Annotated in this window: 24 protein-coding genes and 1 tRNA gene; 12 read left to right on the top strand and 13 right to left on the bottom strand. The window is 61.8% G+C overall.

Features of this window, described 5'->3' with window-relative positions; genetic code table 11:
- Nucleotides 1-50 precede the first annotated feature (50 nt).
- The gene (gltX, locus tag HDEN_RS09035) at nucleotides 51-1421 is read left to right on the top strand and encodes a glutamate--tRNA ligase (protein WP_013215801.1); all 1371 of its coding nucleotides are present in this window, start codon (nucleotides 51-53) and stop codon (nucleotides 1419-1421) included.
- 30 nt (nucleotides 1422-1451) lie between these two features.
- On the opposite strand, the gene HDEN_RS09030 is transcribed toward gltX, so the two are convergent.
- Nucleotides 1452-2654 (bottom strand): DUF2865 domain-containing protein, encoded by a 1203-nt coding sequence (locus HDEN_RS09030; protein ID WP_013215800.1) that lies wholly within the window; start codon nucleotides 2652-2654, stop codon nucleotides 1452-1454.
- A 286-nt stretch (nucleotides 2655-2940) separates the two neighbouring features.
- Here HDEN_RS09030 and cysS point away from each other — a divergent pair, with 286 nt between their 5' ends.
- A complete protein-coding gene (gene cysS / locus HDEN_RS09025; RefSeq protein ID WP_013215799.1) occupies nucleotides 2941-4350 on the top strand; it encodes a cysteine--tRNA ligase in 1410 nt (469 codons plus the stop codon).
- Nucleotides 4351-5034: 684 nt separating this feature from the next.
- Here cysS and HDEN_RS09020 read toward each other — a convergent pair.
- Nucleotides 5035-6747 carry a long-chain-fatty-acid--CoA ligase gene (locus HDEN_RS09020; RefSeq protein ID WP_013215798.1) on the bottom strand — a complete coding sequence of 571 codons (1713 nt, stop codon included), beginning with the start codon at nucleotides 6745-6747 and terminating at the stop codon, nucleotides 5035-5037.
- A 316-nt stretch (nucleotides 6748-7063) separates the two neighbouring features.
- Here HDEN_RS09020 and HDEN_RS09015 point away from each other — a divergent pair, with 316 nt between their 5' ends.
- The 4 genes from HDEN_RS09015 to HDEN_RS09000 all read left to right on the top strand — a co-directional run bounded on the left by HDEN_RS09015 (nucleotide 7064) and on the right by HDEN_RS09000 (nucleotide 10511).
- Nucleotides 7064-7333, top strand: a complete 270-nt coding sequence (locus tag HDEN_RS09015; RefSeq protein ID WP_013215797.1) for an acyl carrier protein — start codon at nucleotides 7064-7066, stop codon at nucleotides 7331-7333.
- Nucleotides 7334-7426: 93 nt separating this feature from the next.
- Nucleotides 7427-8671 carry a beta-ketoacyl-[acyl-carrier-protein] synthase family protein gene (locus HDEN_RS09010; RefSeq protein ID WP_013215796.1) on the top strand — a complete coding sequence of 415 codons (1245 nt, stop codon included), beginning with the start codon at nucleotides 7427-7429 and terminating at the stop codon, nucleotides 8669-8671.
- 271 nt (nucleotides 8672-8942) lie between these two features.
- Nucleotides 8943-9320 carry a cyclophilin-like fold protein gene (locus tag HDEN_RS09005; RefSeq protein WP_013215795.1) on the top strand — a complete coding sequence of 126 codons (378 nt, stop codon included), beginning with the start codon at nucleotides 8943-8945 and terminating at the stop codon, nucleotides 9318-9320.
- 48 nt (nucleotides 9321-9368) lie between these two features.
- Nucleotides 9369-10511: an alpha-hydroxy acid oxidase gene (locus HDEN_RS09000; protein WP_041921960.1), complete on the top strand. Its 1143-nt coding sequence runs from the start codon at nucleotides 9369-9371 to the stop codon at nucleotides 10509-10511.
- Between the two features lie 9 nt (nucleotides 10512-10520).
- Here HDEN_RS09000 and HDEN_RS08995 read toward each other — a convergent pair whose 3' ends face one another.
- Nucleotides 10521-10925: a GNAT family N-acetyltransferase gene (locus HDEN_RS08995; RefSeq protein ID WP_013215793.1), complete on the bottom strand. Its 405-nt coding sequence runs from the start codon at nucleotides 10923-10925 to the stop codon at nucleotides 10521-10523.
- A 186-nt stretch (nucleotides 10926-11111) separates the two neighbouring features.
- On the opposite strand from HDEN_RS08995, the gene HDEN_RS08990 reads away from it, so the two are divergent.
- Nucleotides 11112-11465 carry a YbaN family protein gene (locus HDEN_RS08990; RefSeq protein WP_013215792.1) on the top strand — a complete coding sequence of 118 codons (354 nt, stop codon included), beginning with the start codon at nucleotides 11112-11114 and terminating at the stop codon, nucleotides 11463-11465.
- 102 nt (nucleotides 11466-11567) lie between these two features.
- On the opposite strand, the gene HDEN_RS08985 is transcribed toward HDEN_RS08990, so the two are convergent.
- From HDEN_RS08985 to HDEN_RS08975, 3 genes are all read right to left on the bottom strand, one after another.
- Nucleotides 11568-11867, bottom strand: a complete 300-nt coding sequence (locus tag HDEN_RS08985; RefSeq protein ID WP_013215791.1) for a hypothetical protein — start codon at nucleotides 11865-11867, stop codon at nucleotides 11568-11570.
- A gap of 188 nt (nucleotides 11868-12055) precedes the next feature.
- On the bottom strand, nucleotides 12056-13447 hold the full coding sequence (nhaD, locus tag HDEN_RS08980; RefSeq protein WP_013215790.1) for a sodium:proton antiporter NhaD: 1392 nt from the start codon (nucleotides 13445-13447) through the stop codon (nucleotides 12056-12058).
- A gap of 510 nt (nucleotides 13448-13957) precedes the next feature.
- Nucleotides 13958-14033 (bottom strand) — tRNA-Ile (locus HDEN_RS08975).
- A gap of 108 nt (nucleotides 14034-14141) precedes the next feature.
- Between HDEN_RS08975 and HDEN_RS08970 the strand changes: the two genes are divergently transcribed.
- The gene (locus HDEN_RS08970; RefSeq protein ID WP_013215789.1) at nucleotides 14142-14879 is read left to right on the top strand and encodes an SIMPL domain-containing protein; all 738 of its coding nucleotides are present in this window, start codon (nucleotides 14142-14144) and stop codon (nucleotides 14877-14879) included.
- An 8-nt stretch (nucleotides 14880-14887) separates the two neighbouring features.
- Here the strand turns inward: HDEN_RS08970 and HDEN_RS08965 are convergent, their stop codons facing one another.
- From HDEN_RS08965 to HDEN_RS08950, 4 genes are all read right to left on the bottom strand, one after another.
- Nucleotides 14888-15799, bottom strand: coding sequence for a carbon-nitrogen hydrolase family protein (locus HDEN_RS08965; protein ID WP_013215788.1), 912 nt, complete (start codon nucleotides 15797-15799; stop codon nucleotides 14888-14890).
- Nucleotides 15796-16404: a hypothetical protein gene (locus HDEN_RS08960; protein WP_013215787.1), complete on the bottom strand. Its 609-nt coding sequence runs from the start codon at nucleotides 16402-16404 to the stop codon at nucleotides 15796-15798. Before HDEN_RS08960 ends, HDEN_RS08965 begins: the two co-directional genes overlap by 4 nt.
- A gap of 14 nt (nucleotides 16405-16418) precedes the next feature.
- Complete coding sequence (locus HDEN_RS08955; protein WP_013215786.1) at nucleotides 16419-16853, bottom strand: ketosteroid isomerase-related protein; 435 nt, start codon at nucleotides 16851-16853, stop codon at nucleotides 16419-16421.
- 155 nt (nucleotides 16854-17008) lie between these two features.
- A complete protein-coding gene (locus HDEN_RS08950; protein WP_013215785.1) occupies nucleotides 17009-17428 on the bottom strand; it encodes a secondary thiamine-phosphate synthase enzyme YjbQ in 420 nt (139 codons plus the stop codon).
- Between the two features lie 37 nt (nucleotides 17429-17465).
- Here HDEN_RS08950 and greA point away from each other — a divergent pair, with 37 nt between their 5' ends.
- Together greA and HDEN_RS08940 are read left to right on the top strand one after the other, a co-directional pair.
- Complete coding sequence (greA, locus tag HDEN_RS08945; protein ID WP_013215784.1) at nucleotides 17466-17924, top strand: transcription elongation factor GreA; 459 nt, start codon at nucleotides 17466-17468, stop codon at nucleotides 17922-17924.
- A gap of 107 nt (nucleotides 17925-18031) precedes the next feature.
- Entirely contained in the window at nucleotides 18032-18346 is a 315-nt protein-coding gene (locus HDEN_RS08940; RefSeq protein WP_013215783.1) for an EthD family reductase, read from the top strand.
- 56 nt (nucleotides 18347-18402) lie between these two features.
- On the opposite strand, the gene rpoD is transcribed toward HDEN_RS08940, so the two are convergent.
- From rpoD to HDEN_RS08925, 3 genes are all read right to left on the bottom strand, one after another.
- Nucleotides 18403-20403, bottom strand: coding sequence for an RNA polymerase sigma factor RpoD (gene rpoD, locus HDEN_RS08935; protein ID WP_013215782.1), 2001 nt, complete (start codon nucleotides 20401-20403; stop codon nucleotides 18403-18405).
- A gap of 112 nt (nucleotides 20404-20515) precedes the next feature.
- Nucleotides 20516-22501, bottom strand: a complete 1986-nt coding sequence (dnaG, locus tag HDEN_RS08930; RefSeq protein WP_013215781.1) for a DNA primase — start codon at nucleotides 22499-22501, stop codon at nucleotides 20516-20518.
- A gap of 143 nt (nucleotides 22502-22644) precedes the next feature.
- Nucleotides 22645-23082 (bottom strand): GatB/YqeY domain-containing protein, encoded by a 438-nt coding sequence (locus tag HDEN_RS08925; protein WP_013215780.1) that lies wholly within the window; start codon nucleotides 23080-23082, stop codon nucleotides 22645-22647.
- 169 nt (nucleotides 23083-23251) lie between these two features.
- Between HDEN_RS08925 and carA the strand changes: the two genes are divergently transcribed.
- Nucleotides 23252-24451, top strand: coding sequence for a glutamine-hydrolyzing carbamoyl-phosphate synthase small subunit (gene carA / locus HDEN_RS08920; RefSeq protein ID WP_013215779.1), 1200 nt, complete (start codon nucleotides 23252-23254; stop codon nucleotides 24449-24451).
- A 113-nt stretch (nucleotides 24452-24564) separates the two neighbouring features.
- Nucleotides 24565-25188, top strand: coding sequence for a hypothetical protein (locus tag HDEN_RS08915; protein WP_013215778.1), 624 nt, complete (start codon nucleotides 24565-24567; stop codon nucleotides 25186-25188).
- Nucleotides 25189-25208: the final 20 nt, after the last annotated feature.

Here is a 25208-nt window from a genome sequence, read left to right as displayed (position 1 = left end):
TCTGACGGCCGGCCGGTAGGGTGCAGCGCGTTGAAACCTGAGACAATCGAATGAAACCGCGCGTCCGCTTCGCTCCGAGTCCCACAGGCCGCCTGCACATCGGCAACATCCGAACTGCGGCGCTGAACTGGCTCTATGCGAGAAAGCACGGCGGGCATTTTCTACTCCGTCTCGATGACACCGACACCGCGCGCTCGACCGACGAGTTCGCGCAGGCCATCCGCGACGATCTCGAATGGCTCGGCCTGACGTGGGACGCGGAAGCCCGTCAGCAGGACCGGACCGCGCGCTATGACTCGATGGCCGCGGCGTTCAAGGCCAGCGGCGTGCTTTATCCTGCCTTCGAGACCGAGGAAGAGCTCGATCGGCGGCGCAAGCGTCAGCTGGCGATGCACCGCCCCCCGATCTACGACCGCGCCGCGCTGAAACTGTCCGAGGCAGAGATCGCGGAAAAAATCGCCGAGGGACGAAAGTCGCACTGGCGCTTTCGTCTGCCGAATACCGCGAACGGCACCGGGCTCGCGCCGCAGCCGACGCTCGTCTCCTGGAACGATTTGATCCGAGGCGATCAGACCGTCGATCTCGGCTCACTGTCCGATCCGGTTCTCATCCGCGAGGATGGAACGTATCTCTACACGTTCACCAGCGTCATCGACGACATCGACTTCGGCATCACGCACATCGTGCGCGGCGAGGATCACGTCACGAATACCGGCGTACAGCTGGCGCTGTTCGAAGCGGCGGGCGCAACGCCGCCTGCCTTCGGGCATCACTCGCTGCTCATCGGCGCCGACGGTCAGGCCTTGTCGAAACGTCTCGGCGCGCTGTCGGTGCAGAGTTTCCGCGATCTCGGACTTGAACCGATGGCGGTGCTGTGCCACGCCGCGCTCGTCGGAACCTCCGACGCCATCGAGCCGCTCGCCTCGCGTGACGCGCTCGCCGAAAAGCTCGACTTCGATAAGATTTCAACGGCCCCCGGCCGCTTCGACGTTGAGGAGCTGAAGTCCCTCAACGGCAAGCTGCTGCACATGCTCGACTATGGCGACGTTGCCGAACGGCTTCATGCGCTCGGCGTAACGGGCGGCGAGACGTTCTGGAATGCCGTGCGCGGAAATCTCGAAGTGTTGGGCGACGCGCGACTCTGGTGGGACGTCGTCACCGGCGATATCGAGCCGGTCATCGAAGACGCAAAAATGACGGTCGCGGCCGCCGACGTATTGCCGTCGGAACCGTGGAGCGAGAACACCTGGTCGGAATGGACGGCCGCCGTCAAATCGCGGACTGGAGCGAAGGGCAAGGCGCTGTTTCATCCGCTGCGGCTTGCGCTCACGGGACGCGAGTCCGGTCCCGAGCTGAAATCGCTGCTGCCGCTGATTGGACGAGACCGCGTCCTGGCGCGTCTCGAAGGCAAGCGCGCCTAGCCAGAATTTCCGACGATCCCGGCGGCGCGGTTAGTGCTGCGCTTCCGTTTGCCAGCCGCCGCTGTCGGCCGGGGCCGGAGCTGCCGCTGCTGCCGACTGTGCCGCCATGGCGCGAGCGTCATACCCTGGCGCAGCCCCTGCGCGCTGTTGTGGGGATGACTGGCCCGGCGCGATCTCGGCTTTCTTGGGCGCTGAGCCATCGGCGGGCACGTACTCGGCCAATTTGCACGAGCAGCCTTTGACGACTTCCTTGCGATAGCGGAATGCGAACTTGAGCTTGTTGTAGGCTTCCTGCGAGCGGAGCGCGACCGCCTGGTCGATCGAGCCGCCCGGGTTCGGATAATAGTAAAGCTCGGCCGGCGCCGCGCACTTCGACGAGCAGGCATCCGCATCCTGCGGGAAGTGGCTCGGCAGCGTCGAAAAACTCATCGGAAAATAATAGCCGTCGCAGAGGCGCACGCACACGGTCCGGTACGTCTGCGCGCCGTTCGATGCGCGCGGGGACCACGTGCTGCCGCCGCTCGATTCTTCATCCTCCCACATGCCGTCGCTGCGCCGCCGCGCCATGTCGACGTAGTTCGCGCCGCAGTTGTTGCGCGCGAGTTCGCGGATGATGTCGTCCTGATACGAGTGTCCCGACGAGCCGAGAATGTCCTGCCGCCGCGCATCGAGTTCGGAGAGCTTGCGCTTCGACGCATCGACCTGCCGCGAGAGATCCTTGCACTGAGCCGTGTTGCGCAGCGATTTCGTGAACAGGAAATATTCGTAGCAGCCGCGGTCGAGTTGCGCCTTGCCGCTGTCGACGGCGCGCTCCATCGCCCGGATTTCGTTCTCGATGCCTGGCAGCGCATCGCGCGACTGTCCGTTCTTCTGACCCTCTTGCACGAGACGTTGCTCGAGCTGGAAGCAGATCGGATTCTTTTGCGGCCAGTTACCGGCGGACGGTGCAGGAGCCGGAGCAGGGCTCGACGGCGATCGCGGCGCGCCGGGCTGAGGCGGCGCCATCGGCGGCGGCGCATCCTGCGGCACGGGAGCGGGGACGGCGTCGGGCTGGCGATAAACCGGTTCGCGCGGCATCGGCGGGCGCTCGGGACGTTCGTCGTCACCACCGCCGAACGGCCACCAGCCCTGCGCCGAAGCCGGGCCCGGAACGGCAACAATCACAAGCGCCAGCGCCATGAGCGCCAGCACCAGGCGCCGGCCGACAATTCCGATGGATCCCGCTTGGCTCACGCCAGCCTCTCGAACCTGAGTGAATCGAATCTGCGCACAGCTGATCGTGCCTAATCCCAAGATAAGGCGCAGTTTTGAAGCCTTAAACGCCGATTTGCTAGCCGGTCAATGCGGAGCAATTGCGACCGCGCCATTTTTCCGAACGCATTCAGAACCTTGACGCGAGCGGGCAAATCGCTAAGGCGCTGGGCGGAAGATATCCCCACGCCACCGCCCTGTGCCATACTTCGCGCCGGATCGCCCGGCGCGGTCTGACGCAGACGAAAAAGACGGACGAGGTCGAGACTTGGCTCTGAAGCTCTACAACACGTTGACACGGCAGAAGGCCGAATTCGCGCCGATCGATCCCAGCAACGTGCGCATGTATGTGTGCGGCCCGACGGTCTACGATTATGCCCACATCGGCAACGCCCGGCCCGTCATCGTGTTCGACGTGCTGTTCCGCCTGTTGCGCCACGTCTACGGGCCGGAGCACGTCACCTACGTCCGCAACATCACCGACGTCGACGACAAGATCAACGCGCGGGCGGCGCGCGACTTTCCGGACCTGCCTCTGAACGACGCCATCCGCAAAGTCACCGAGGCGACCGAGAAGCAGTTCCACGAGGACATTGCCGCGCTCGGCGTTCTGCCGCCGACGTTCGAGCCGCGCGCGACCGAATACATCCGCCGCGACGACGGCCGCGAGACGATGGTGTCGCTGATCGAAGCACTTGTTCAGCGCGGCAACGCCTACGTCGCGGAAGATCACGTGCTGTTCGACGTCGCGTCGATGCCGGACTACGGCCGCCTTTCAAACCGCTCGCTGGACGAGATGGAAGCGGGTGCCCGCGTCGAAGTCGCGCCGTACAAAAAAGGCCCGATGGATTTCGTGCTCTGGAAGCCCTCGAAGCCCGGCGAGCCGGCATGGCCGAGCCCGTGCGGAATTGCGACGCCCGGCCGTCCGGGATGGCACATCGAATGCTCGGCGATGGCGGGCGCACTGCTCGGCCCGGAGTTCGACATTCACGGCGGCGGCATCGATTTGACGTTTCCGCACCACGAGAACGAAATCGCACAATCGCGCTGCGCCCACGGCACGCCGTTCATGGCGAACGTCTGGATGCACAACGGCTTCCTGCAGGTCGAAGGCGAGAAGATGTCGAAATCCCTCGGCAACTTCGTCACGATCAATGAATTGCTGAGCGACGGCTGGCCGGGCGAGGTATTGCGCTTCAACATGTTGCGCACGCACTACCGCCAGCCGATCGACTGGACGAAGAAGGGGCTGGAAGAAAGTCAGAAAATCCTGTCCGGCTGGTTCTCGCAAAACGGTTTGAGTACGGACGATCGAACCGAGCTTTCGCCCGCGTTTCTCGATGCGCTTGCTGACGATCTCAACACGCCGAAAGCCATCGCCGAGCTTCACGGATTTGCGACGGCGAAAGACGCGACGCGGCTTGGTGCTGCGTTGAGCTTTCTTGGCTTCGATGGCGCGACACTAAAAAAGGCGGACGCACGTGCCGCCGAAACTGCGCAGTCCGTCGCCTCCAAAGTCGAGCCGTTGATCATCGCCCGCCTCGACGCACGCAAGCGCAAGGACTTCGCCGAGTCGGACCGCATCCGCGACGAACTCGCGAAGATGGGCATTTCCCTGAAAGACGCGAAGAACAAAGAAACTGGCGAAATCGAAACAACCTGGGAAGTCGCGAGGTAGGGAACAGGTTTTAGGGAATAGGGAATAGGGAATAGGTTTTAGGGAATAGCGTCGGAACTTGTTTTGAATTCGCTGCAATAACGTCATGGCCGCGAAGGCGGCCATCCCCGACAATCTGGAGAATATCTCTGCTGGCGGTAAGCGGTCTGCAGCAACAGCGCAGGGCGCGGTTCGCGACAGATGATCAGTAGGCCGCCTATGTGCGTAGCCCGAACCTGGCGTAGATGGCCGCCTTCGCGGCCATGACGGGAAGAGGATGGATTGACGTCCCAATTCCTGATCTCGCCCCTAACCTAAAACCTAAAACCTAAAACCTAAAGCCCAGCCTCACATTCAGGAATTTGCGGCCGCGCCACTTCTCCCCTCCCCTTGACGGGGAGGGGTCGGGGGTGGGGTGAAGGGCTTGGCGAATTCTCAGAGGCAATGTGCAATCGGCGCGGTTCGGATCGCGTTGGTCACACCGCGAATATCGCGCCTAGATATTTCCCCCACCCCTAAAGGGGGAGGGGAATTGAGAGAGGGCGCGTTTGGCGCTTGTCATTCCAAGCAGAGGTGTTCAGGGACCGAAAGAGAAATCTTTCCAGGGGAGGGAAGTGGGATCTACGGTGCTTGTCTCGCACAAGGGCCAAGAGAACACGGGCATCGCCCATGTTTCTCTAATCCCTAATCCCCAGTCCCTAAAACCTAATCCCTCTTCTTCCGTTCTTCCGCGACAAGCTCCTTCTTCGACAGCTTGCCGATCATCGTCTTCGGCAGGGCGTCGCGGAACTCGATCTGAGCCGGCAGCTCGATCTTCGAAATCTTGGTTTCGAGATGCTTCAGAATGTCGGCGGCCGTCGCCGTCATGCCGGCCTTCAGTTTGATGAAGGCCTTCGGCGCTTCGCCGCGGTAATCGTCGGGAATGCCGATCACGGTCACTTCCTCGACCGCCGGATGCTGGTAGATCGCATCCTCGATACGGCGCGGGTAGACGTTGTAGCCCGAGCAGATGATCAGATCCTTGATCCGGTCGACGATCGAGAAATAGCCGTTCTGATCCATGATCGCGACGTCGCCGGTGCGGAGGAAATCGCCGACGAACTGCTTCGCCGTTTCCTCGGGCTTTTTCCAGTAGCCCTTCATCACCTGCGGACCCTTGGCGCAGAGTTCGCCACGCTCGCCCTGCGGAACCTCTTTCGTCGGATCGTCGAGATCGCGTAGCGAGATGATCGTGCCCGGAAGCGGCGGCCCGATCGAGCCCGCGACCGGCTCCATATGCACCGGGTTGCACGTCAGCACGGGCGACGCCTCCGAAAGCCCATAGCCCTCGACAACTTTCGAACCCGAAACGTCCTCGAACTGCAGCTTCACCTCGATCGGGAGCGGCGCGCCGCCTGACAGGCAGAAACGCAACGACGAGACGTCGTAGGACTTGAACTTCGGGTAGTGCAGCATCGCCGTCAGAATGGTCGGCACGGCGGGGAGCACGGTCGGCTTCTCGCGGTCGATCAGCTTCAGCGCCTCGATGAGCTTGAAGCGTGGGATGAGGATGATCTTTGCGGCAAGCTCGACCGCCATGTTCATCACGACCGTCATCGCGAAGACGTGGAACAGCGGCAGCGCGCCCAGAATGCTTTCCTCGCCCGGCTTGAGGTTGACGCCCCAGGCCATGATCTGAGCCGTGTTGGCGGTGAGGTTGGCGTGCGTCAGCATCGCGCCCTTGGGCGTGCCGGTCGTGCCGCCGGTGTACTGCAGCACCGCGACGTCCTCGTCGGCATTGATGGCGACCGGCGTCGGCGGTTCGCTGGTGGCGGAAAGCTTCGCCCCGTCGATCACCTTGTCCGCCGCCCGCGACCCGGCGACGTTGGCGATGTCGCTGCGCTTGAAGATCGAGAACAGCAGCCCCTTGAGCGGCGACAAAACGCTCCGGAACGGCACGACGATGGTGCGTGCGACGACACCCCGCAGCATGAGCTCTTCGAGCTTCGGGAAAAGCGCAGCGAGGTCATGCGTCACCATCACCTCGGTTTCGCTGTCCTGCGCCTGAAATGTAAGCTCTTCCAGAGTATAAAGCGGGTTGAAATTAACAACCGTGCCGCCGGCCTTGAGTATTGCGTAATAATAAACGATGAAGGTCGGGGTGTTCGGAAGAAATAGACCGACTTTGGTGCCACGGCCGATCCCGGATTTCTGCAATCCGGCTGTGACGCGGTCGACCTCGGCAGCGAGTTCTGCGTAGGATGTCGTGCGGCCCAGGAAGCTGATGGCCGGGTTATGAGGGAAGCGGCGGACGGCGCGTTCCAGCAGTTCCGGCACCGGACCTGTCGGAATTGGCATGAACCAGTCGATTTCCGGCGGATACGAGGCAATCCAGGGCGGATTGAGAGACCCAGACGGCTGGGCTGCTTCGGGCGTCATGGTCGTCCGATCGTTCAGTGCTGGAACAGGTCGCCTTCGGCCGATACCGGCCTAAGAGTCGCAACATGGAGTGAACTACTTTTGTTGAGTAAAGGCTAGCCGCTGCCGTTATTGCAGCGCGTGGAAAATCGGCATTTAAACAGGGAGTTCAGTTGATCTCAGGCAAGGAGGAGGCTGCCCGCGACCGTCCGTGGCTGGACTTGGCGGACGTTTAAGGATAAGTGACCCCCCCGCTTGCTGATGTAGTGGTCTTGATTTAGGTAGATGCCAAGCAAAACTGGCCCATCGCAGAGGTCTGCGAGGGTGGGAGAGGCCAATGGACGAAGTCGCGACGAAGGTTATCGATATCCTAAAGAAGCATATGAAGGAGCCGCGCGACGATATCTCGCTCGACACCCAACTCACCGATCTGAAGATCGAGTCACTTGATCTTGCGATGATCGTGTTCGACATCGAAGATGGGTTCGGAATCGAAATTCCCTACAATGCCAACGAGGAAGTCGAGGCATTTAAGACGGTCGGCTCAGTTGTCGATCGCGTCAAATCATTGATTGCAGCCAAACAGGCTTCCGCCGCAAAAGCCTAACGTTTCTGCGGCGATCTTCCCACGAATGCGATGAAGCGGACGTCGGCTACGGTCGAGCGTCCGCTGACTCGTGAGATGAGAAAGAGCTGATGAATGTCGAAGAGTAAAGCAGGCCGCCGTGTCGTCGTAACGGGTTTCGGCGTGGTGACGCCGATCGGAACGACGGTCGATGAATTCTGGGCCGGATTGAAAGCAGGCAAATCCGGCGTCAGCGCGCTTGGTGGCTTTCCTCTCGACGATCTCAAGATTCTGATCGCGGCGCAGATCAAGGATTTCGATCCGAAGCAGCGCCTGAAGCATTTCAAGCGCGACCGCATCATCACGCTTGCCGACCGCTATTCCTGGTTCGCGGCCGCAGCCGCCGACGAAGCCGTTCGCATGTCGGGCCTCGAATTGCCGGAAGCCGATCCCTATCGCTCGGCGTGCATCATCGGTTCGGGCGCCGGCGGTCTCGTCACATTTGAAACCGCCTATCGCGACCTCTTCATTCTCAACAAGCGCGCGACCCATCCGCTGACGCTGCTGCGCATCATCGGTTCGTCGGCTGCGGCGCACGTCGGTATCGAGTTCGGCGTCAAAGGCCCGACCTTCGCGACCTGCTCGGCCTGCTCGACGGCGACGCACGCCATCGGCATCGCCCGCGACTACATCCGCGACAACGTCGTCGACGTCGCGATCGCCGGCGCATCGGAATCGGTCATCAACTACGGAACGATGAAGGCCTGGCAGGCGCTGCACGTTCTCTCGCCGGAAGGCTGCTTCCCGTTCGCGAAGAAGCGCAACGGAACGGTGCTGGCGGAAGGCGCGGGCATCCTCGTGCTCGAAAGCCTGGAACACGCGCAGGCCCGCGGCGCGACGATCCTTGCCGAGCTGTGCGGGTACGGCATGGCCTCCGACAGCCAGGACATGGTGAAGCCGACCGTCGAAGGTCCGAGCGTCGCCATGCAGGGTGCGCTCGACGATGCGGGGCTGAAGCCGGAGCAGATCGACTATCTGAACGCGCACGGCACCGCGACGATGGACAACGACATCAACGAGACCAAGGCGATCAAAAACGTCTTCGGCGACTACGCCTACAAGCTTCCGATTTCCTCGACCAAGTCGATGCACGGGCACCCGCTCGGCGCCGGTGGCGGTATCGAGGCGGTCGCCTGCATCAAGGCGATGCAGGAAGGCTGGGTGCCGCCGACGATCGGTCTCGACGAGCCGGGCGACGGCTGCGACCTCGACTACATCCCGAACGTCGGCCGCGAAAAGAAAGTCACCTACACGATGTCGAACTCGTTCGCATTCGGTGGCCTCAACGCGGTGATGATTTTCGGACCGCCGCCGGCCTGAGGAAAATCCTCGGCTCTTCCTGATGCTCCGGCGAAAAGTGCGCCGCCGGAGCACGCCAGTCTTAGAACGCAAATCCGCTTTGTGCTCCGCCGTGCGACCCTTTGGACGGGATCGCGTTCCCACGCGCGGCCGATGCGCTCGTTTTCGATCCTGCGAAATTGTTTGCCGCATGTGCCGCCGAGACCCTTGAAGACTTCGCGCTGCAATGAGAAGCTTGGTCCTTGCGGCCGCGTCTCGTCCCGGTCGCGCAGGCCTTAAGGGGTTGAGGCGTATGCGGAAGATTGTGATCCGGGCCGGAGGCGTATCAATTCGCGCGAAATTGCTCGATACGCCAACTGCAGAGCGTATATGGGCCGCGCTGCCGATCGAAGCCGCCGCGAGGACGTGGGGCGAGGAAGTCTACTTCGATGCGCCGGTCTCGTCCGCCGCTGAGCCTGACGCCCGCGTCGTCGTCAAGCCGGGCGACATCGCATTCTGGCCCGACGGCGACGCGATCGCGATCGGCTTCGGCCCAACGCCCCTTTCGCGGACGCGCGGAGAAATCCGCCTCGCCGGGCCATCTAACGTCTGGGCGAAAGCTCTGGACGACGTTCGCCAACTCAAGTGCGTCCACCCGGGCGTCGCGATTTCCATTCAAGAAGATGGCTGACGCGAAGCCCCGCCGACAACGCGCAACCGATGGATGCGTCGCGTGGTGCTGAAATCCGTCGCCAGCATCGAGGATCTGCGCCGCATCGCGCACCGCAAGGTGCCACGCGAGTTCATGGACTATTACGAGTCCGGCTCATATTCCGAACAGACGCTGCGCGCCAACCGCGATGACCTCGCCGGCATAAAAATTCGCCAGCGCATTCTGTGCGGCGCGTCGAACCGCGATCTTTCGCAATCTCTGCTCGGCGTGAAGCAGCCGCTTCCGTTGGCGCTGGGTCCCGTCGGCTTGACTGGCATGGCGCATCGCGACGGTGAGATCGCAGCCGCGCGCGCGGCCGAAAAGGCGGGCATTCCCTATACGCTCAGCACGCTGTCGATCTGTTCGATCGAAGACGTTGCAAACGCGGTCGAGAAGCCGTTCTGGTTTCAGCTCTACTTCATGAAGGATCGCGGCTTCATTGCCGATCTGATCGCACGCGCTCACGCAGCAAGGTGCAGCGCGCTGGTTTTGACCGCCGACTTGCAAGTTCTCGGACAGCGCCATCGCGACATTCACAACGGCATGACGGTGCCGCCGCGCATCCGCCTGAAGACCATCGCGCATATTCTGTCCAAGCCGCGTTGGATCGCGGGCGTGCTGCTCGGCAAGCGCAGAACATTCGGCAACGTCGTAGGACGCATCGCGGGCACGGAAAACCTCACGTCCTATATGGACTGGATCAACAGCCAGTTCGATCAGGCGCTGTCATGGGACGACGTGGCCTGGATCAGGGAGCGCTGGCCGGGCAAGCTGATCGTCAAAGGCATCCTCGACGTCGAAGATGCGCGCGAGGCCGTGAAAGCCGGCGCCGACGCCATCGTCGTTTCGAACCACGGCGGACGCCAGCTTGACGGTGCGGCGTCGTCGATCTCGATCCTGCCCCGCATCGCCGACGCGGTCGGGTCGGAAACGGAAATTCTGTTCGACGGCGGCATCCGTTCCGGCCAGGACGTCTTTCGCGCGCTGGCGCTGGGCGCGCGCGGCTGCCTGCTCGGCCGCGCGTATCTCTATGGCGTGTGCGCGGCTGGCGAGGAGGGCGTGACGAAGGCTATCGAGATCATCGCCAAGGAGCTCGATGTCACGATGGCGCTCGCAGGTCTGCGGACAATTGCCGACATCGGGAAGACGTCGCTCGTCGATCCGGAGTGACGACGGCTTTTAGCGCTCGCGTGGAAACATGAACGCACGCGGCTGGCTCGGCATCTGGATCGCCTCATAGAAGCTGATCGAATTCGGCGCCGACAGCAGCAGACACATCGCTTCCGGCCCCGCCGCGCGCCGGGTTTCCTCGATCAATCGCCGCCCGATACCACGGCCCTGATAGGCGCGATCGACGGCGAGGTCCGACAGATAGCAGCAGTACGCGAAGTCGGTGACGGAACGCGCCACGCCGACCACATCACCGCCATCGCGCGCGACGATCACCAGATTCGATCCCGCGAGCATGCGCGCGATGCGGTCGCGGTCATCGGCCGGACGCCGCTCGGCAAGACCTGAGTTTTTGAGAACGCGGATAAAGGTATCCGCATCGAGATCGTCCGTTCGTTCGTAGGCGATGGCCAAATATCGTATCTTTCTAAGGATTGGGATGGAGGCAGGCTGCGGCGAAATTCGACACCGCCGCCGTAGTGTCCATCCGGCACGGAGTCGATATCGTCACTCGTCGAGCGTACACACAATCTGTCTCGATCGTCGACGTCGAAACGCCGGTTCGCCGAAGCTTAGGCTCCAACGAAAGATCCTCATCCGTTGCGCATCTTATTCGCCTCAGCCGGACTGTTCTTCGTCGCGCTGGGCGTCGTCGGGGCGTTCCTGCCGATTTTGCCGACGACCCCCTTCATCATTCTCGCGGCAGCCTGCTTCGCAAGATCGTCACCGCGCCTTGAAGCGTGGTTGCTGTCGCATCGGGTCTTCGGTCCGCTGCTGCGCGATTGGCGAGAGCGCGGCGCGATCCCACGGCACGCAAAGCTCGCCGCGCTCGGCGGATGTGCCGTTGGCTACGTTCTATTCTGGATCGGAACGCAACCGTCGGCCATCCCCGCGATCGCGGTAGCCGCATTGATGCTCACCGGCCTCGCTTACGTTTTCTCGCGGCCGTCATAGTCGTCCGCGAGATTGAAGGCGAAGAACGACCGCGATCGCAACCGGCACGCTCGTGCTGCCGGTTGCGCATGTGTGCGGCCGTCCTCGAACGTCTGCGGATTGCTATTTCGGGTTTTGCGTGCCTGCGCCCTGATCGGGAACGCGCGTGCCGACATTGCCGGTCGCGGGAAGCGTGCCCTCATTACCCATGCGATGCGAGCCCGATGCGCCGCTGCTCTCTCCCGTCCCTGCGCCCATGTCAGGCACCCGTGTCGTCGCGCTGTTTGTTGCCGGAAGCTTTCCGTCATCGCCCATGCGGTGGCGCGCAGGATCATTTGCAGGCTGATCGTCAGCAAGTGCGGGAGTGAGAGCCGCGCCAGAGAGAAGCGCGCAGAAGGCGGTCGCGATAATCATCTTTTTCATGATCATGAACTCCTTGGTTTGAGCGTCCTCCCCCAAGTGTCCTCTGGCCCGTGCCGCAATGTTAGCGAATATTCCGGCGTCGGACAGCGCAATTCGCACCCGCAAGTCCGAATTGAGCTTTCATTGTTATGAAAACCAGATTCAAATTTGCGTTTCATTGCGATCGCGGCTGTCTCACGCCGCGAGCCTTAGAGCAGCGCGGCATTCACCCACAAATGCGTGAAGATGCTCGCCACGAAGCCTATCGCAATCGCCCATGCCCAACGGAGATGGTTCATGAACGTGTAGTGATTGCGCACGAGCCCCATCAGAACGACGCCCGCTGCGGACCCGATGGACACGAGACTGCCCCCGACGCCCGTGCTCAGCGTCACGAGCATCCATTGCCCGTTCGACATGTCGGGGTTCATGGTGAGCACCGCGAACATCAGCGGAATGTTGTCGAACGCCGCACCGAGAATTCCGATTGCGATATTCGCCGTTGTCGCGCCGAGAGTGCCGTACAGATAATTCGACAGCAGCGCGAGATATCCCGCGACGCCAAGCCCGGCGACGGCGAAAATGATGCCGAAGAAAAAGAGCAGGGTATCCCACTCGACGTGTCGCATCTCGCGCAGCGAGTCGAACCCGAAGTCCTTGTCGTTGCGACGTTGGGCGATGCGCTGCAGGAAGTAGCCGTACATCTGCAGGTATCCGAGGCCGAGCATCATCCCGAGCGCCGGCGGCAGGCCGAGGAACGTCTTGAACGACACGGCCGTCACGATTGTCGCAAGAAACAGCCAGATGACCGCGATGCCGCCGTGCTTCAGACGTTTCGCATCGCCCCACGGTTCGGGCACGCCTTTCGGAACGCCGAAATGCATCAGCGTTGCCGGAACGAGAAAGTTCACCAGCGACGGCAGGAACAGATAGAAGAACTCGAAAAAGCTGAGCTTGCCCTTCTGCCAGACCATGAGGGACGTGATGTCGCCGAACGGCGAGAAGACGCCGCCGGCATTGGCGGCGACGACAATGATGATGCACCCCATCACGATGAACTGGTAATTGCCGACGCCGACCGCGACGACGACGGCGCCCATCACCAATGCCGTGGTGAGGTTGTCGATGATCGGGCCGAATACGAAGGCCAATCCGCCGACAAGCCAGAAAAGCTGGCGGTATGAGAGATTGAGGTTGACGAGCTTGCTTCTCAGAGCGTCGAAAACGCGCCGCTCCTGCATGGTATTGACGTAGGTGATCGCCACCACGAGGAACAGCATCAACTCGCCGTAGTCGAGAATGACGTGCTTGGCGGCGGCTTCTATGGCTTTGCTTTCGCCATGCATCGCGTAGATGATGCCAAGCAGCGCCCATATGAGGCCGGCCGCGAGCATCACGGGCTTCGACTTGCGCAGCTGGATGGCCTTCTCGACGGCCACAAGGCCATAAGCGATGAAGAAAATGGCGAGGCTCAGAATCCCGACGGGATGGCGCGTCAGGTCGATATTTGCTGTGGTTTCAAGCGCGTGGGCAGATGAGGCAAGCGAGAAGGCAAAGACGAAGGCGAGCGAAAGCCACAGCCTGCTGTAAATGCCACTCATCGTGTCTCCTCGCTAACCGGCCGCAGCCTCCAAAAGATCAAGTCCAATGCACCGCCACAGCGACGCAGTCTGTCACGCACAGAAAATCGTACACTGAAGAATACAGATTGCGAAAGCCTGCAATCGCTTGAAACAGCACGCAAACGAAGTCTCTGCGAATGCGTCGCAGATCGCAATGCGCTGTCGCAACATGAAGATGAGCGCGTAATCGCGTCTATTGCACGCGATGCGGTGTCTGACTCGCGCAGTGTGAGGAGCAATCAGGCCGAACGCGAAATCGCGATCCGCGTCTCACTCACGGAGGCCGTTTGCATCGCTACGCGTCGCTCGAGCGTCACCTGCGGCTCGCTCGGCAAAACTCGGAAAAAGCGTTGAGCGCAGCAAAGGCGATCGGCAATTGCCGGAGAGACATGCTCATGCAATGCGAGGAGCGATGATGCGACATCGACCGGCGCCTCGCGCGAAACGCGCGGACAGCTCGGCTCAAACGTTCTATGTCATTGATATGATTGGTGGGCCCGCCAGGACTCGAACCTGGAACCAGACGGTTATGAGCCGTCAGCTCTAACCATTGAGCTACGGGCCCACGCCGGGCTCTCATACCAGATGTTCAACGGCCCGACAGCCTTTTGCCTTCTTTTTTCCGCCAACGATCTATAGCGACATTTGTGCCAGTCGGAGGAGTTGAAAATCGATGCTGAACAATAAGCTGCGCGCTTTTGAAGGAACAATTCTCACAGGCGTCGTCGCCGCCGCTCTGATCGCGATGCTGCCGCTTTCCGCAAGCTATGCCGGGGATAAAGACATGGAACGCACGATCACGGTTTCAGCGACGGGGACGGCCGAGGCCGAGCCCGATCAGGCGCGCATCACCTCCGGCGTCGCGACCGAAGCCCCAGCCGCACGCGACGCACTGACCGCCAACTCCGAGGCGATGAACAAAGTCATTTCGGCGCTTAAAACGAAAGGCATCGACGCGAAGGACATTCAGACGGCGTCGTTCAATGTCGAGCCGGTTATGGATTACTCCAAGGACGGCCAGCCGCCGACGCTCAGAGGCTACCGCGTCAGCAATCAGGTCGTTGTGATCGTTCGCGATCTTGGAAATCTCGGAACGGTGCTCGATGATCTGGTGAGCGCCGGCGCCAATCAGATTCAAGGTCTGGCATTCGAGGTTTCGAAAGCCGAAACGCTGAAGGACGACGCACGCAAGGATGCGATCGCAAACGCCTTGCGCCGCGCCAAGCTGTTGGCAACCGCCGCGGGCGCCGAGGTCGGGCAGGTACTTCAGATATCGGAAGAAACGACGCCCGACGCTCCGGTGGTCTTCGCCGCGCCGCGCTTTGCCAAGGCGCAGGCCGCGTCGGTGCCGGTCGAACGCGGAACGAGCACGCTCGAAGCGCGCGTCACCACAACCTGGGCGCTGAAATAAGCAGATTGTTAGGCGAGTTCGACGGTCTCGACGTCGACTCGCCGCATCGGCGCGCCGGGCTGCAAGGCCCAGTCGCAGTAATTGTGCATCTCGCCCATCTCGCGCACGCGGCGCAGCCGTTCGAGATCGATCGCCGCCGTAACCCATTCGGCGGCGTTGAGCGTGCCCTGCGCGAGCACGCCCGTGTCGGAGACGCCCTGTTCGGAAGGCACGTAAATGCCCGCCGCGCCGGCATTGAAATCGACGGCCGGAGACCACGGTGCATCGCCGACGGTCGGGCTTTGCACCGTCGCGATGCCGTTTTCGAGCGCCCGCGCCAGCGATCCCGTGCGCACGCGGTGATAGCCCGAGACGCGCTCGGTGCACGACGGCACCAGCACGACTTCGGCACCGGCTTCCGCCATCGCGCGGACGAGCAGCGGAAATTCGCTGTCGTAGCAGATCGCGATCCCGAACGTGCCGAGCTTGGTCTTGAACACGCGCACGACGGTTCCGGCGGAAATTCCCCAGTCGCGTTCGAACGGCGTCATCACGAGCTTTTCCTGCTCGCCGATTGAGCCGTCCGGCGTCACGAGTTGCGCCGCGTTGACGTAGCTGCCGTCCGATTTGAGCAGCGGCCCCGATCCGGTCAGAATGTGGACCTTGTGCTTCTTCGCGAGATCGGCGTGGAACTGCACGCGCTCGGCGGTCAGCTTCGCGACCTTCGCCAGCGTCAGCTTCAGATCGCCGTAGACCTCAGGCCCGAAGCACGCGGCCTGCTCGATCGCGGCATATTCCGGAAAGACGAGAAGCGAGGCGCCCGTCGCGGCGCCATTCTTCACCCAGACAGCAACCTTCTGCTCCCATTCGGCAAGCGTATTCGGCTGGCCGATGGGATATTGCGCACTCGCGACTTTCAAAGACTTTGGCTGCTTCGTCAAAGCGTCTTCATCCAGAACTGCATGTCGTGGCGGGTTTCGTCCGGCTGGTCGACATCCTTCCAGTCATAGGTGGCAACGATGCCGTCGACAGGATGGTAGCCGCGCTTATTCCAGAACGGATCAAGTGGGGCATAATCCGCCGGTTTCAACGGGTGATCGTCGGGACGGACGACCCGGCAGAATGTCGAATACTGAAATCCGCCGAGCTTATGCGCCTGCGCCTCGCGGCCGTCGAAGAACGCGTGACCAAGGCCATAGCCGCGATGGCTTTTGAGAAGCACGCTCTCGCCGCAATAGAAGATCTTCGAGATGTCGTAGCCCGCCTTGAGGAACGGCTCGCCGAACTCGTCCGCGTGCTCGATCATCGGCGCGGCGGTCGACGCCCCAACCATCTCCGTGCCGTCATAGGCCGTGATGACGACGGCGCCTTTCGCAGCGGCAAACCTCTTCAGATACTTTTCTTCGTACTCGAGCGTGCCGTCGTAAAGATACGGCCAATCGCGGAAGACGACGATGCGCAGCCGCGCGAGATCGGGAAGGATCTTGTAGATGTCCTCCCCGGTAACCGACTTGACGTCGAGCTTCTTTTTCTCCGCCGCTGCCATCCGCATCGTCCTCTTTAGCCTGCGACCTGCGCGATCCAGTCGGTCAGATTGTAATACGTCGTGACGCGCGCGATCTTACCGCCGCGGATCGCGAAAAACGTTCCGGCGGGCAGCACGTATTTCTGACCGACCGCATCGGGAAGGCCTTCCTCGGTGTTCTTGTAAACGCCGTGTACGTTGAATTCCGCCGCCGCGCGCGTCGCATCCTTCGACACGAGCACGACGATGTCTTTGAGCTCTTCCTTGTAATTGTGCGTCATGCGCGCGTTGAAGGCGCGAAACTTCTCCTTGCCCTGACGCCGCTCGCCCTGATTGATGTCGTGGATGACGTCGTCGGTCATGAACTCGATCATCGCGTCGGTGTCGCCGCGGTTGAAGGCGGCGTAGTAATCGCGGATCAAAGCGGCGGTTGCACTGCGGGCTTGCGATTCAGCAGTCGTGTCGGACATCGGGGATCTCCAGGCTTCCGATTCATGAAAACTCGTGGCGGTCTTAGCAGGTCAGCCCCCCGCCTTCCATGCGCATGCTGACTGCGGTAAACGCGACATTTCTGACGTCCGGGCGAGTTCGAAACGCAAAAAAGCGCGTTTGGCTAGCGGAGTTCTCACTCGCCGACGACGTGAACGACAATGGAGCGCGCGTGGGGCCGCCGCCGGTGCTCGAAAAGATAGATCCCCTGCCAGGTGCCGAGCATCAGCTTGCCGCTCGCAACCGGAATGGTCAGCGTCGTCTTCGTCAGCGCGGTTTTAACGTGCGCGGGCATGTCGTCGGGACCTTCGGCGCGATGAATGAAGAGGGAATCGCCGTCCGGCACGAGCCGCTTGAAAAACGCCACGAGATCACGCTGCACGTCGGGATCGGCGTTTTCCTGGATCAAAAGGGATGCCGAGGTGTGGCGGCAAAAAACATGCGCAAGCCCGGCTTCAATCCCGGAAGCTTCGACGATCTCAGCGACAGTCTTCGTAAATTCGGTGAGGCTGACGCCATCCGTGTTAATCGTGATGGTCTGTTGCAATTGGCGCATGCTGGAACCGGGCTCCTGAACTTCCTATGTTAACGCAATGAGCAGAGCATTCGTCAAAGAAACAGAGGCGCTCGACGAGCTTCCCGAGAGGCTGGTTTCCGAGCATCGCAACCTCGTGACGCCGGAAGGGCTCGCGCTGATCGAGGGCGAGATCAAGCGCCTGCAGGAGGACCTGAACGCCGCGCGCGAGTCGGACGATCGCAACGCAATTGCACGCGCATCCCACGATCTCCGCTACTGGAGCCAGCGCCTCGCGACGGCGGAGCTTCAGCCGCCTGCGAGCGACGCCTCGGTCGTAGCGTTTGGCTCCCGCGTCACGCTCGAACGCGACGACGGCCGCATGCAGAAATTCCGCATCGTCGGCGAGGACGAAGCCGATCCCGCGAAGGGCTCGATCTCCTACGTTTCGCCGTTGGCCCAGGCGCTTCTGGGAAAAGCCGCAGGCGATACCGTCAAGGCCGGAAGCGGCGAAGCTGAAATCATAAAAATCGAATAGACCGCCGCATATACGATGACTTGGCGCGAACCTGGTTGCACACGTGCGCCGGCAGTCCTAAGCACGCGCCAGAGCGCGCTTCCGCGCGATTGAAGGAGGAGACAGCCATGATCAAGGTTAGCGTGATGTACCCGAACACTCCCGGAGCGCGTTTCGATCACGCGTACTACGCCGAAAAGCACATGCCGATGGTCAAAGCCAAAATGGGCGACAGCTGCAAGTCTTATACGGTCGACAAAGGCATCGCGGGCGGCGCGCCCGGCGCTCCGGCCACCTACGTCGCGATGTGCCACCTGTTTTGCGATTCCGTCGATGCCTTCCAGGCAGGCTTCGGTCCGCACGCGAAAGAGATCATGGCCGACATCAAGAATTACACCGACCTGTCTCCCGTCATCCAGATCAGCGACGTCGTCGTCGGATAAAGCGAGAATTTTCTCACCAATGAAAAAGGGCCGCTTTCGCGGCCCTTTTTGTTGGATCAGTTATCGAGGAAGCTTCGCAGCTTGCGCGACCGGCTCGGATGTTTGAGCTTGCGCAGTGCCTTGGCTTCGATCTGACGGATGCGTTCGCGCGTCACCGAGAATTGCTGGCCGACTTCTTCCAGCGTGTGGTCGGTGTTCATGCCGATGCCGAAGCGCATGCGCAGCACGCGCTCTTCGCGCGGCGTCAGCGAGGCGAGCACGCGCGTCGTCGTATCGCGCAGGTTCGACTGGATCGCCGCTTCGATCGGCAGCACCGCGTTGCGATCCTCGATGAAATCGCCGAGGTGCGAGTCTTCCTCGTCGCCGATCGGCGTTTCGAGTGAGATCGGCTCCTTCGCGATCTTCAGAACCTTGCGCACCTTTTCGAGCGGCATCGCAAGCTTTTCTGCGAGTTCTTCCGGCGTCGGCTCGCGGCCGATCTCGTGCAGCATCTGGCGCGACGTACGGACGATCTTGTTGATCGTCTCGATCATGTGCACCGGAATACGGATCGTGCGCGCCTGGTCGGCGATCGAGCGCGTGATCGCCTGACGAATCCACCACGTCGCGTAGGTCGAGAATTTGTAGCCGCGGCGGTACTCGAACTTGTCGACCGCCTTCATCAGGCCGATGTTGCCTTCCTGGATGAGATCGAGGAACTGCAGGCCGCGGTTGGTGTATTTCTTAGCGATCGAGATGACGAGGCGAAGGTTGGCCTCGACCATTTCCTTCTTCGCCTGACGCGCCTCGCGCTCGCCCTTCTGCACCGCCTTGACGATGCGGCGATACTCGGGAATTTCGAGGCCGGTTTCCGTCGCGAGCTGATGGATTTCAGTGCGAATATCCACGACCTGCGTCCGCTCGGTCTTGACGAACTGACCCCATTTCTTGCCGTTGCCGGCGACGCGGTCGAGCCACGTCTGGTCGAGTTCGTTGCCGTAGTATTCGTCGATGAAGTGCTGGCGCGGCACGCCGTAGCTGTCGGCAAGACGCATCAGGCGGCCTTCGAGGCCGATCAGGCGCTTGTTGATCGCGTAAAGCTGCTCGACGAGGCTCTCGATGCGGTTGTTGTTGAGCGACAGCGATTTCACGTCGACGATGATCTCGTCGCGGATTTTCTCGTAAGCCTTCTGCTGCTGGCGCGAGCCCTGGTCGCCAACGAGCTGCTGCTCGAGCTTCTTGTCCTGCTGCTTGCGGAGCTTCTTGTAGGTCGCCGCGATCTGGTCGAACGTCTCGAGGACTTTCGGTTTCAGTTCGGCTTCCATCGCAGCGAGCGACATCGCATTCTCGAACTCGTCGTCGTCATCACCTTCGCCTTCCGGCGCGCCCGAGGGACGCTGATTAGCAGCAGGCTGCTCCGGCTCGGGCGAATCTTCCGATGCGGCTTCCTGAACCTCTTTCGCTTCCGGCCCTTCGTAGGTCGCTTCGAGATCGATGATGTCGCGAAGCAGAATCTTGCCTTCATTGAGTTCGTCGCGCCAGATGATGATGGCCTGGAACGTCAGAGGGCTTTCGCAGAGGCCCGCGATCATGGCTTCGCGGCCGGCCTCGATGCGCTTCGCGATGGCGATTTCGCCTTCGCGCGACAAGAGTTCGACGGAGCCCATCTCGCGCAGGTACATGCGCACGGGATCGTCGGTGCGCTCGGCAGGCTCGGACTTCGTCTCGCTTTTGACGAGGGCGTTGTTCTGCGCGACCAGCGCGCGGCCTTCCTCTTCGTCGCCGCTCTCTTCACTGCCTTCGGCGGCTTCTTCACCGTCCTCGTTCTCGACGACCGTGATGCCCATGTCGGAGAGCGTCGCGTACAGGTCTTCGATCTGATCGGACGAAACCTCTTCCGACGGCAGCACCGAGTTCAGCTGATCGAGCGTCACGTAGCCCTTGGCCTTCGCCGACTTCAAAAGGCGTTTGACCGCTTGGTCGGAAAGGTCGAGCAGGGGGCTGTCGCGCTCGGGCGCGTCGGCTGCCGGTTGCTCTTTCTCTTCCGTTTTCTGAGCTGCCTGCTGGGCGCGTGCCATTCTGCTGTCCTTGTGTACAGGCCGTTCTGAGGGACCGGCCTTAAGATCAATCTTTCAGGTCCCGGACGGTTGCCGCATCGCAATGCCCGGGGCCGGATAAACGTCCACGCGCCTAACCGGCGCGCTTAACGATCGGAGTGTCGTCGGCGGGTTGGTCGATCTCGGTATCCATCTGGTCCATCGACGCCTCGCGGGCGATCTGGCGTTTGATGTCGAGAAGGTGAGTCTCAGCCTCTTCCGTGCAATCCCGGTACCAAGCTTCTTCCGCTGCCTTCAGCGCGCGCCCCAAAGCGTCCTGCCGCTGATGCAAAGCAAGAATATGGTTCCAGGCGGCTTCGACATCAGTGGCGGAGGCATCTGGCTCGGCAAAACGGTCGCTGATGTGCGTAATCGTTCGCGCGACGAGGTCCACCACCTTTGCAACCCCCGATTTGCTCAATTGGGTGCCTAGAGAGGCCCTGTCAAGGGAATTCTGCCGCGCATGCACCGCTAAAATCTCGTCCCGGAGCGCGGTGAGCGGCTGCGATGAAAATTCGATGACCGCGATGGCTTCCGAGTGCTCGTCGATCAGCCAGGGATGGTTGAGCAACGTCTTCATGATCAGCGCCTCGCGCGGGAGCACGCTTTGCATGTGTCCGGCGAGCTCCGGGCTGGCGTTAACCAACTCAGGCGCATTGTTTTTCTTCGTGAAACGTCGCTCTGGACCGTTGAGCCGGGCACGGTCGCGCGCCTTCCAGTCCGGCGCTGCGACCGGGCGAGCATAAGACGCCTGCGCGATGCCGCCACCCTGCCGGCCGGTCGGCAATCCCGCCATCGGGCGCGGAAATCGATTGCGTCCAAGCTGATACAACCTGTCGCGGAGCTCGCGCTGATAGTGCGAACGCACGGTTGCATCCTGAATCGTACCGACCAGGGCAAAAAGACGGGCTTCGAGCGCCGCACGCTGTTCCGGCGTATCGGAGGGGGCGGCGCGAAGCTCGCGATCCCAGAGAACGTCGACCAGCGGCCGCGCTTTCGACAACGCGTCCGACATCGCCGCCGCGCCCTGCTGCCGGATGAGGTCGTCCGGATCGAGGCCATCCGGCAGGAATGCGAAGCCGAGGCTATGGCCGGGCTTCAGCCACGGCAGCGCGACCTCGACGGCACGGTCGGCGGCCTTGCGACCGGCACTGTCGCCGTCGAAGCAAAGTGTCGGTTCCGGCGCGAAACGCCAGAGCAGCTTGACCTGATCTTCTGTCAGCGCCGTGCCCAGAGGCGCCACGGACTCGGCAAAACCGCCTTCGGCGAGCGCCACCACGTCCATGTAGCCTTCGACGACGATGACGCGGTTCTTGTCATGAGCCGCCGATCGCGCCCGCGCTGCGTTGAACAGAGTGTGCCCCTTGTGGAAGAGCGGCGTCTCGGGAGAGTTCAGATACTTCGCCGGAACGTCCTTTTCGAGCGCCCGCCCGCCGAACGCGATGACCCGCCCCTTGAGATCGAGGATCGGAAACATGACGCGATTGCGGAAGCGATCGTAGGGCTCAGGGATGTCGCTGCCCGCGATCAGCATGCCCGCCGAGGCCATGTCGGCGAGCGAGAAACCCTTGCCCTTGAGATGCGCCGTCAACGCCGTGCGCGAGTTCGGCGCGAAGCCGAGCCGGAAGGCCCGAACGGTTTCGTGCTGAAGCCCGCGCTTTTCGATGTAGCGCCGCGCCTCCGCGCCAAGACCCGAGCGCAGGCTCTCCTCGAAAAACGCCGCTGAGGCTTCGAGCAGCCGATAGAGCCTGTCGCGCTGGTCTTCGTCGGCGACGTTGCGCTCCGGCTGCTTGGGCATCGGAACGCCCGCTTCCTGCGCGAGACGCTCGACGGCCTCCGGAAATTCGAGGCCCTCGGTCTTCATCAGGAAAGTGAAGATGTCGCCATGCTCGCCCGAGGCGAAGCAATGGTAGAAGCCCTTCTGGTCGTTGACGAAGAAAGACGGGCTTTTCTCGGTCTTGAACGGCGACAGGCCCCTGTACTCGCGCCCGGCCTTCTTCAGCGCCACCTTGCGGCCGACGACCTGACTGACCGGCAGCCGCGCGCGGATCTCATCCAGAAAATTCGGATTGAATCGCATCGGTGCGCGGAAGCCTCGGCAAATCCCAGATTTCGTCCTGTACGACTGGATTAAGTGATTCGCCGGAGCGCGTTGCGCCGCTTGAGCAAAATGCCAGCAAGCATACCCGCTTTCCACAGCCCTGCCGGGCGGGCCTGAAAGCTTTAGCCGAGCGCGGCTTTGACGGCGGCGCTCGCCTTCTGGAAATCCATCTTCCCGGCGTACTTCGCTTTCAGCACGCCCATGACCTTGCCCATGTCCTTCGCCGAAGCAGCGCCCGCTTCCTGAATCGCCGATTGAACGGCGGCCGCGACTTCGCTCTCGTCCATCTGCTTGGGCAGATACGCCTCGATGATGGCGATCTCGGCCTGCTCGGTCTCGGCGAGGTCGGGACGGCCGCCGTTGGTGTACTGCTCGATGGAGTCGCGGCGTTGCTTCACCATCTTGGTCATGACGGCAAGGATGCCCGCGTCGTCGAGGTCTTTCTTCGCTTCGATCTCGGCAGACTGGATGGCGGCGTTGATGAGACGCAGCGTCGCGACGCGCTGTTTCTCTCCGGCTTTCATCGCCCCCTTGAGGTCGTTGCTGATCTTGGCACGCATGGTCGCCTCCTGAATTGCAAGACCGTGGTTTAGGAGGGCATGTCCGCCAGGGCAAGAGAGGGCCCCGGTGCGGCATATCTCGCGCAATTGACGGAGCAGGGACGTTCCCATAGGTTCCGGCGCAATTTCAGCCGCTAAGCGGCTTGGCGCTCCAACACCCGGATGACCGATGACTGCACCTGAACCTTGGACAGATGTGCCCCTGACCGCACGCCTCGTTTTCGACGACGGCACCGTGATCGCCGGGCGCGGTCTCGGCGCGACAGGCTCGGCCGTCGGCGAGGTGTGCTTCAACACCGCCATCACCGGCTATCAGGAAATTCTGACCGATCCGAGCTACGCCGGCCAGATCATCACCTTCACGTTCCCCCATATCGGCAATGTCGGCGCCAATTCGGAAGACACCGAAACGTCGAACCTTGCCTCGCGCTCGGGCGTGCGCGGCTGCGTTCTGCGCGCCGACATCACCGAGCCGTCGAACTATCGCTCCGCCGAAAATCTCGATGCCTGGCTGAAGACGCGCGGCATCATCGCCATCAGCGGCATCGATACGCGCGCGCTCACCGCCCGCATCCGTGAGAAGGGCATGCCGAACGCCGTCATCGCGCACGATCCGTCAGGCAATTTCGACATCGATAAACTGAAGGCCGAGGCGAAAGCCTGGTCCGGCCTTCTCGGTCTCGATCTCGTTCCCGATGTAACGAGCGGGCAGAGCTATTCGTGGGACGAGCAGCGCTGGGTCTGGAACCAGGGCTTCACGCGCAATGAAAATCCCGAGTTTCACGTTGTCGCCATCGACTACGGCTTGAAGCGCAATATTCTCCGCTGTCTCGCCTCGGCGGGTTGCAAGGTGACGGTCGTCCCTGCAACCGAGAAGGCCGAGGACGTGCTGGCGCGCAATCCCGACGGCGTCTTTTTGTCGAATGGCCCTGGAGATCCGGCGGCGACCGGCGAATACGCGGTGCCCGAAATCAAGAAGCTGGTCGAGAGCGGCAAGCCCGTTTTCGGCATCTGCCTCGGCCACCAGATGCTGGGCCTCGCACTCGGCGGCAAGACCCGCAAAATGCATCAGGGCCATCACGGCGCCAACCATCCCGTGAAGGACTTCACGACCAACAAGGTCGAGATCGTCTCGATGAACCACGGCTTCGCCGTCGATCGCGACAGCCTGCCCAAAGGCGTCGTCGAAACGCACGTGTCGTTGTTCGACGGATCGAATTGCGGATTGGCGCTCGAAGGCAAGCCGGTGTTCTCGGTGCAGCACCATCCCGAGGCGTCGCCCGGCCCGCAGGACAGTCACTATCTCTTCACGCGCTTCGTCAACCTGATGCGCGAGCAGAAAGGCCAGGCCGCGCGCCGCGAGCGCTGAGCCAAAGCGACCGGGGCGGCCGAGCCATCGCCGCCCGATAAACCTTGCTGAACTTTAAGCACGCGCCACGGGCAAACTTGGCTATAAGCCAGGGAAAAACACCCGGAGGAATGATGCGCGCACTTCGTTTGGCTTGTCTCATGATTGCGGTGGCCGCCCCCGCATCCGCTGCCGATTGCAGCAAGGACGTTCTCGCGGCATTCGAGAAGCAGCGCACATCCAAGGTTTTCCGCGTCGAGTTCAGCCAGCCGTCGGCGGAAGGCGAAGTGCATATGGTTATCGACTATATGCCGCCCGATAAGATGCTGCAGACGGTGACCTCGCCCGCAATGCCCGGCGAGCAGCAGACGATGCTGATCGGCAATCGCGCCTATGCCGGATCCGGCGGGGCGTTCGAGGAACTCCTGCCGCAATTCACGCAATCGATCATCGCGGAGTTTGCCTCAGCGGTCGGCGCGCCGAAAAACCTCGGTGATTTCGAGTGCGTCGGCAACTTGAAGGTCGATGATCAGGATTTCGTCGCGTACCGGCTTGCGGAGAAAGCCGCCGACGGCGCGGACCCATCAACGGTCATGGCGCGTACCGTCTACGTCGATCCGGCAAGCGGCAAACCCGCCTACAATATCATCGCGGCGCTCGGCGGCAGCGCGCCTCCCGCGTTGAAAGTGAAGTATTCCTATCCGACCGATGTCGAGATCGTTGCGCCGGCAAACGCGCCCGTGCAAAAGCTTCATTAGATTTCGCTGCGTCCGGCTTT

Origin of the sequence: Hyphomicrobium denitrificans ATCC 51888, from assembly GCF_000143145.1 — a bacterium.
In the GTDB taxonomy this organism is placed as follows: Bacteria; Pseudomonadota; Alphaproteobacteria; order Rhizobiales; family Hyphomicrobiaceae; genus Hyphomicrobium_B; species Hyphomicrobium_B denitrificans.
Note: the sequence above shows the minus strand (reverse complement) of the source record. Positions and strands in the feature narration are given on the sequence as shown.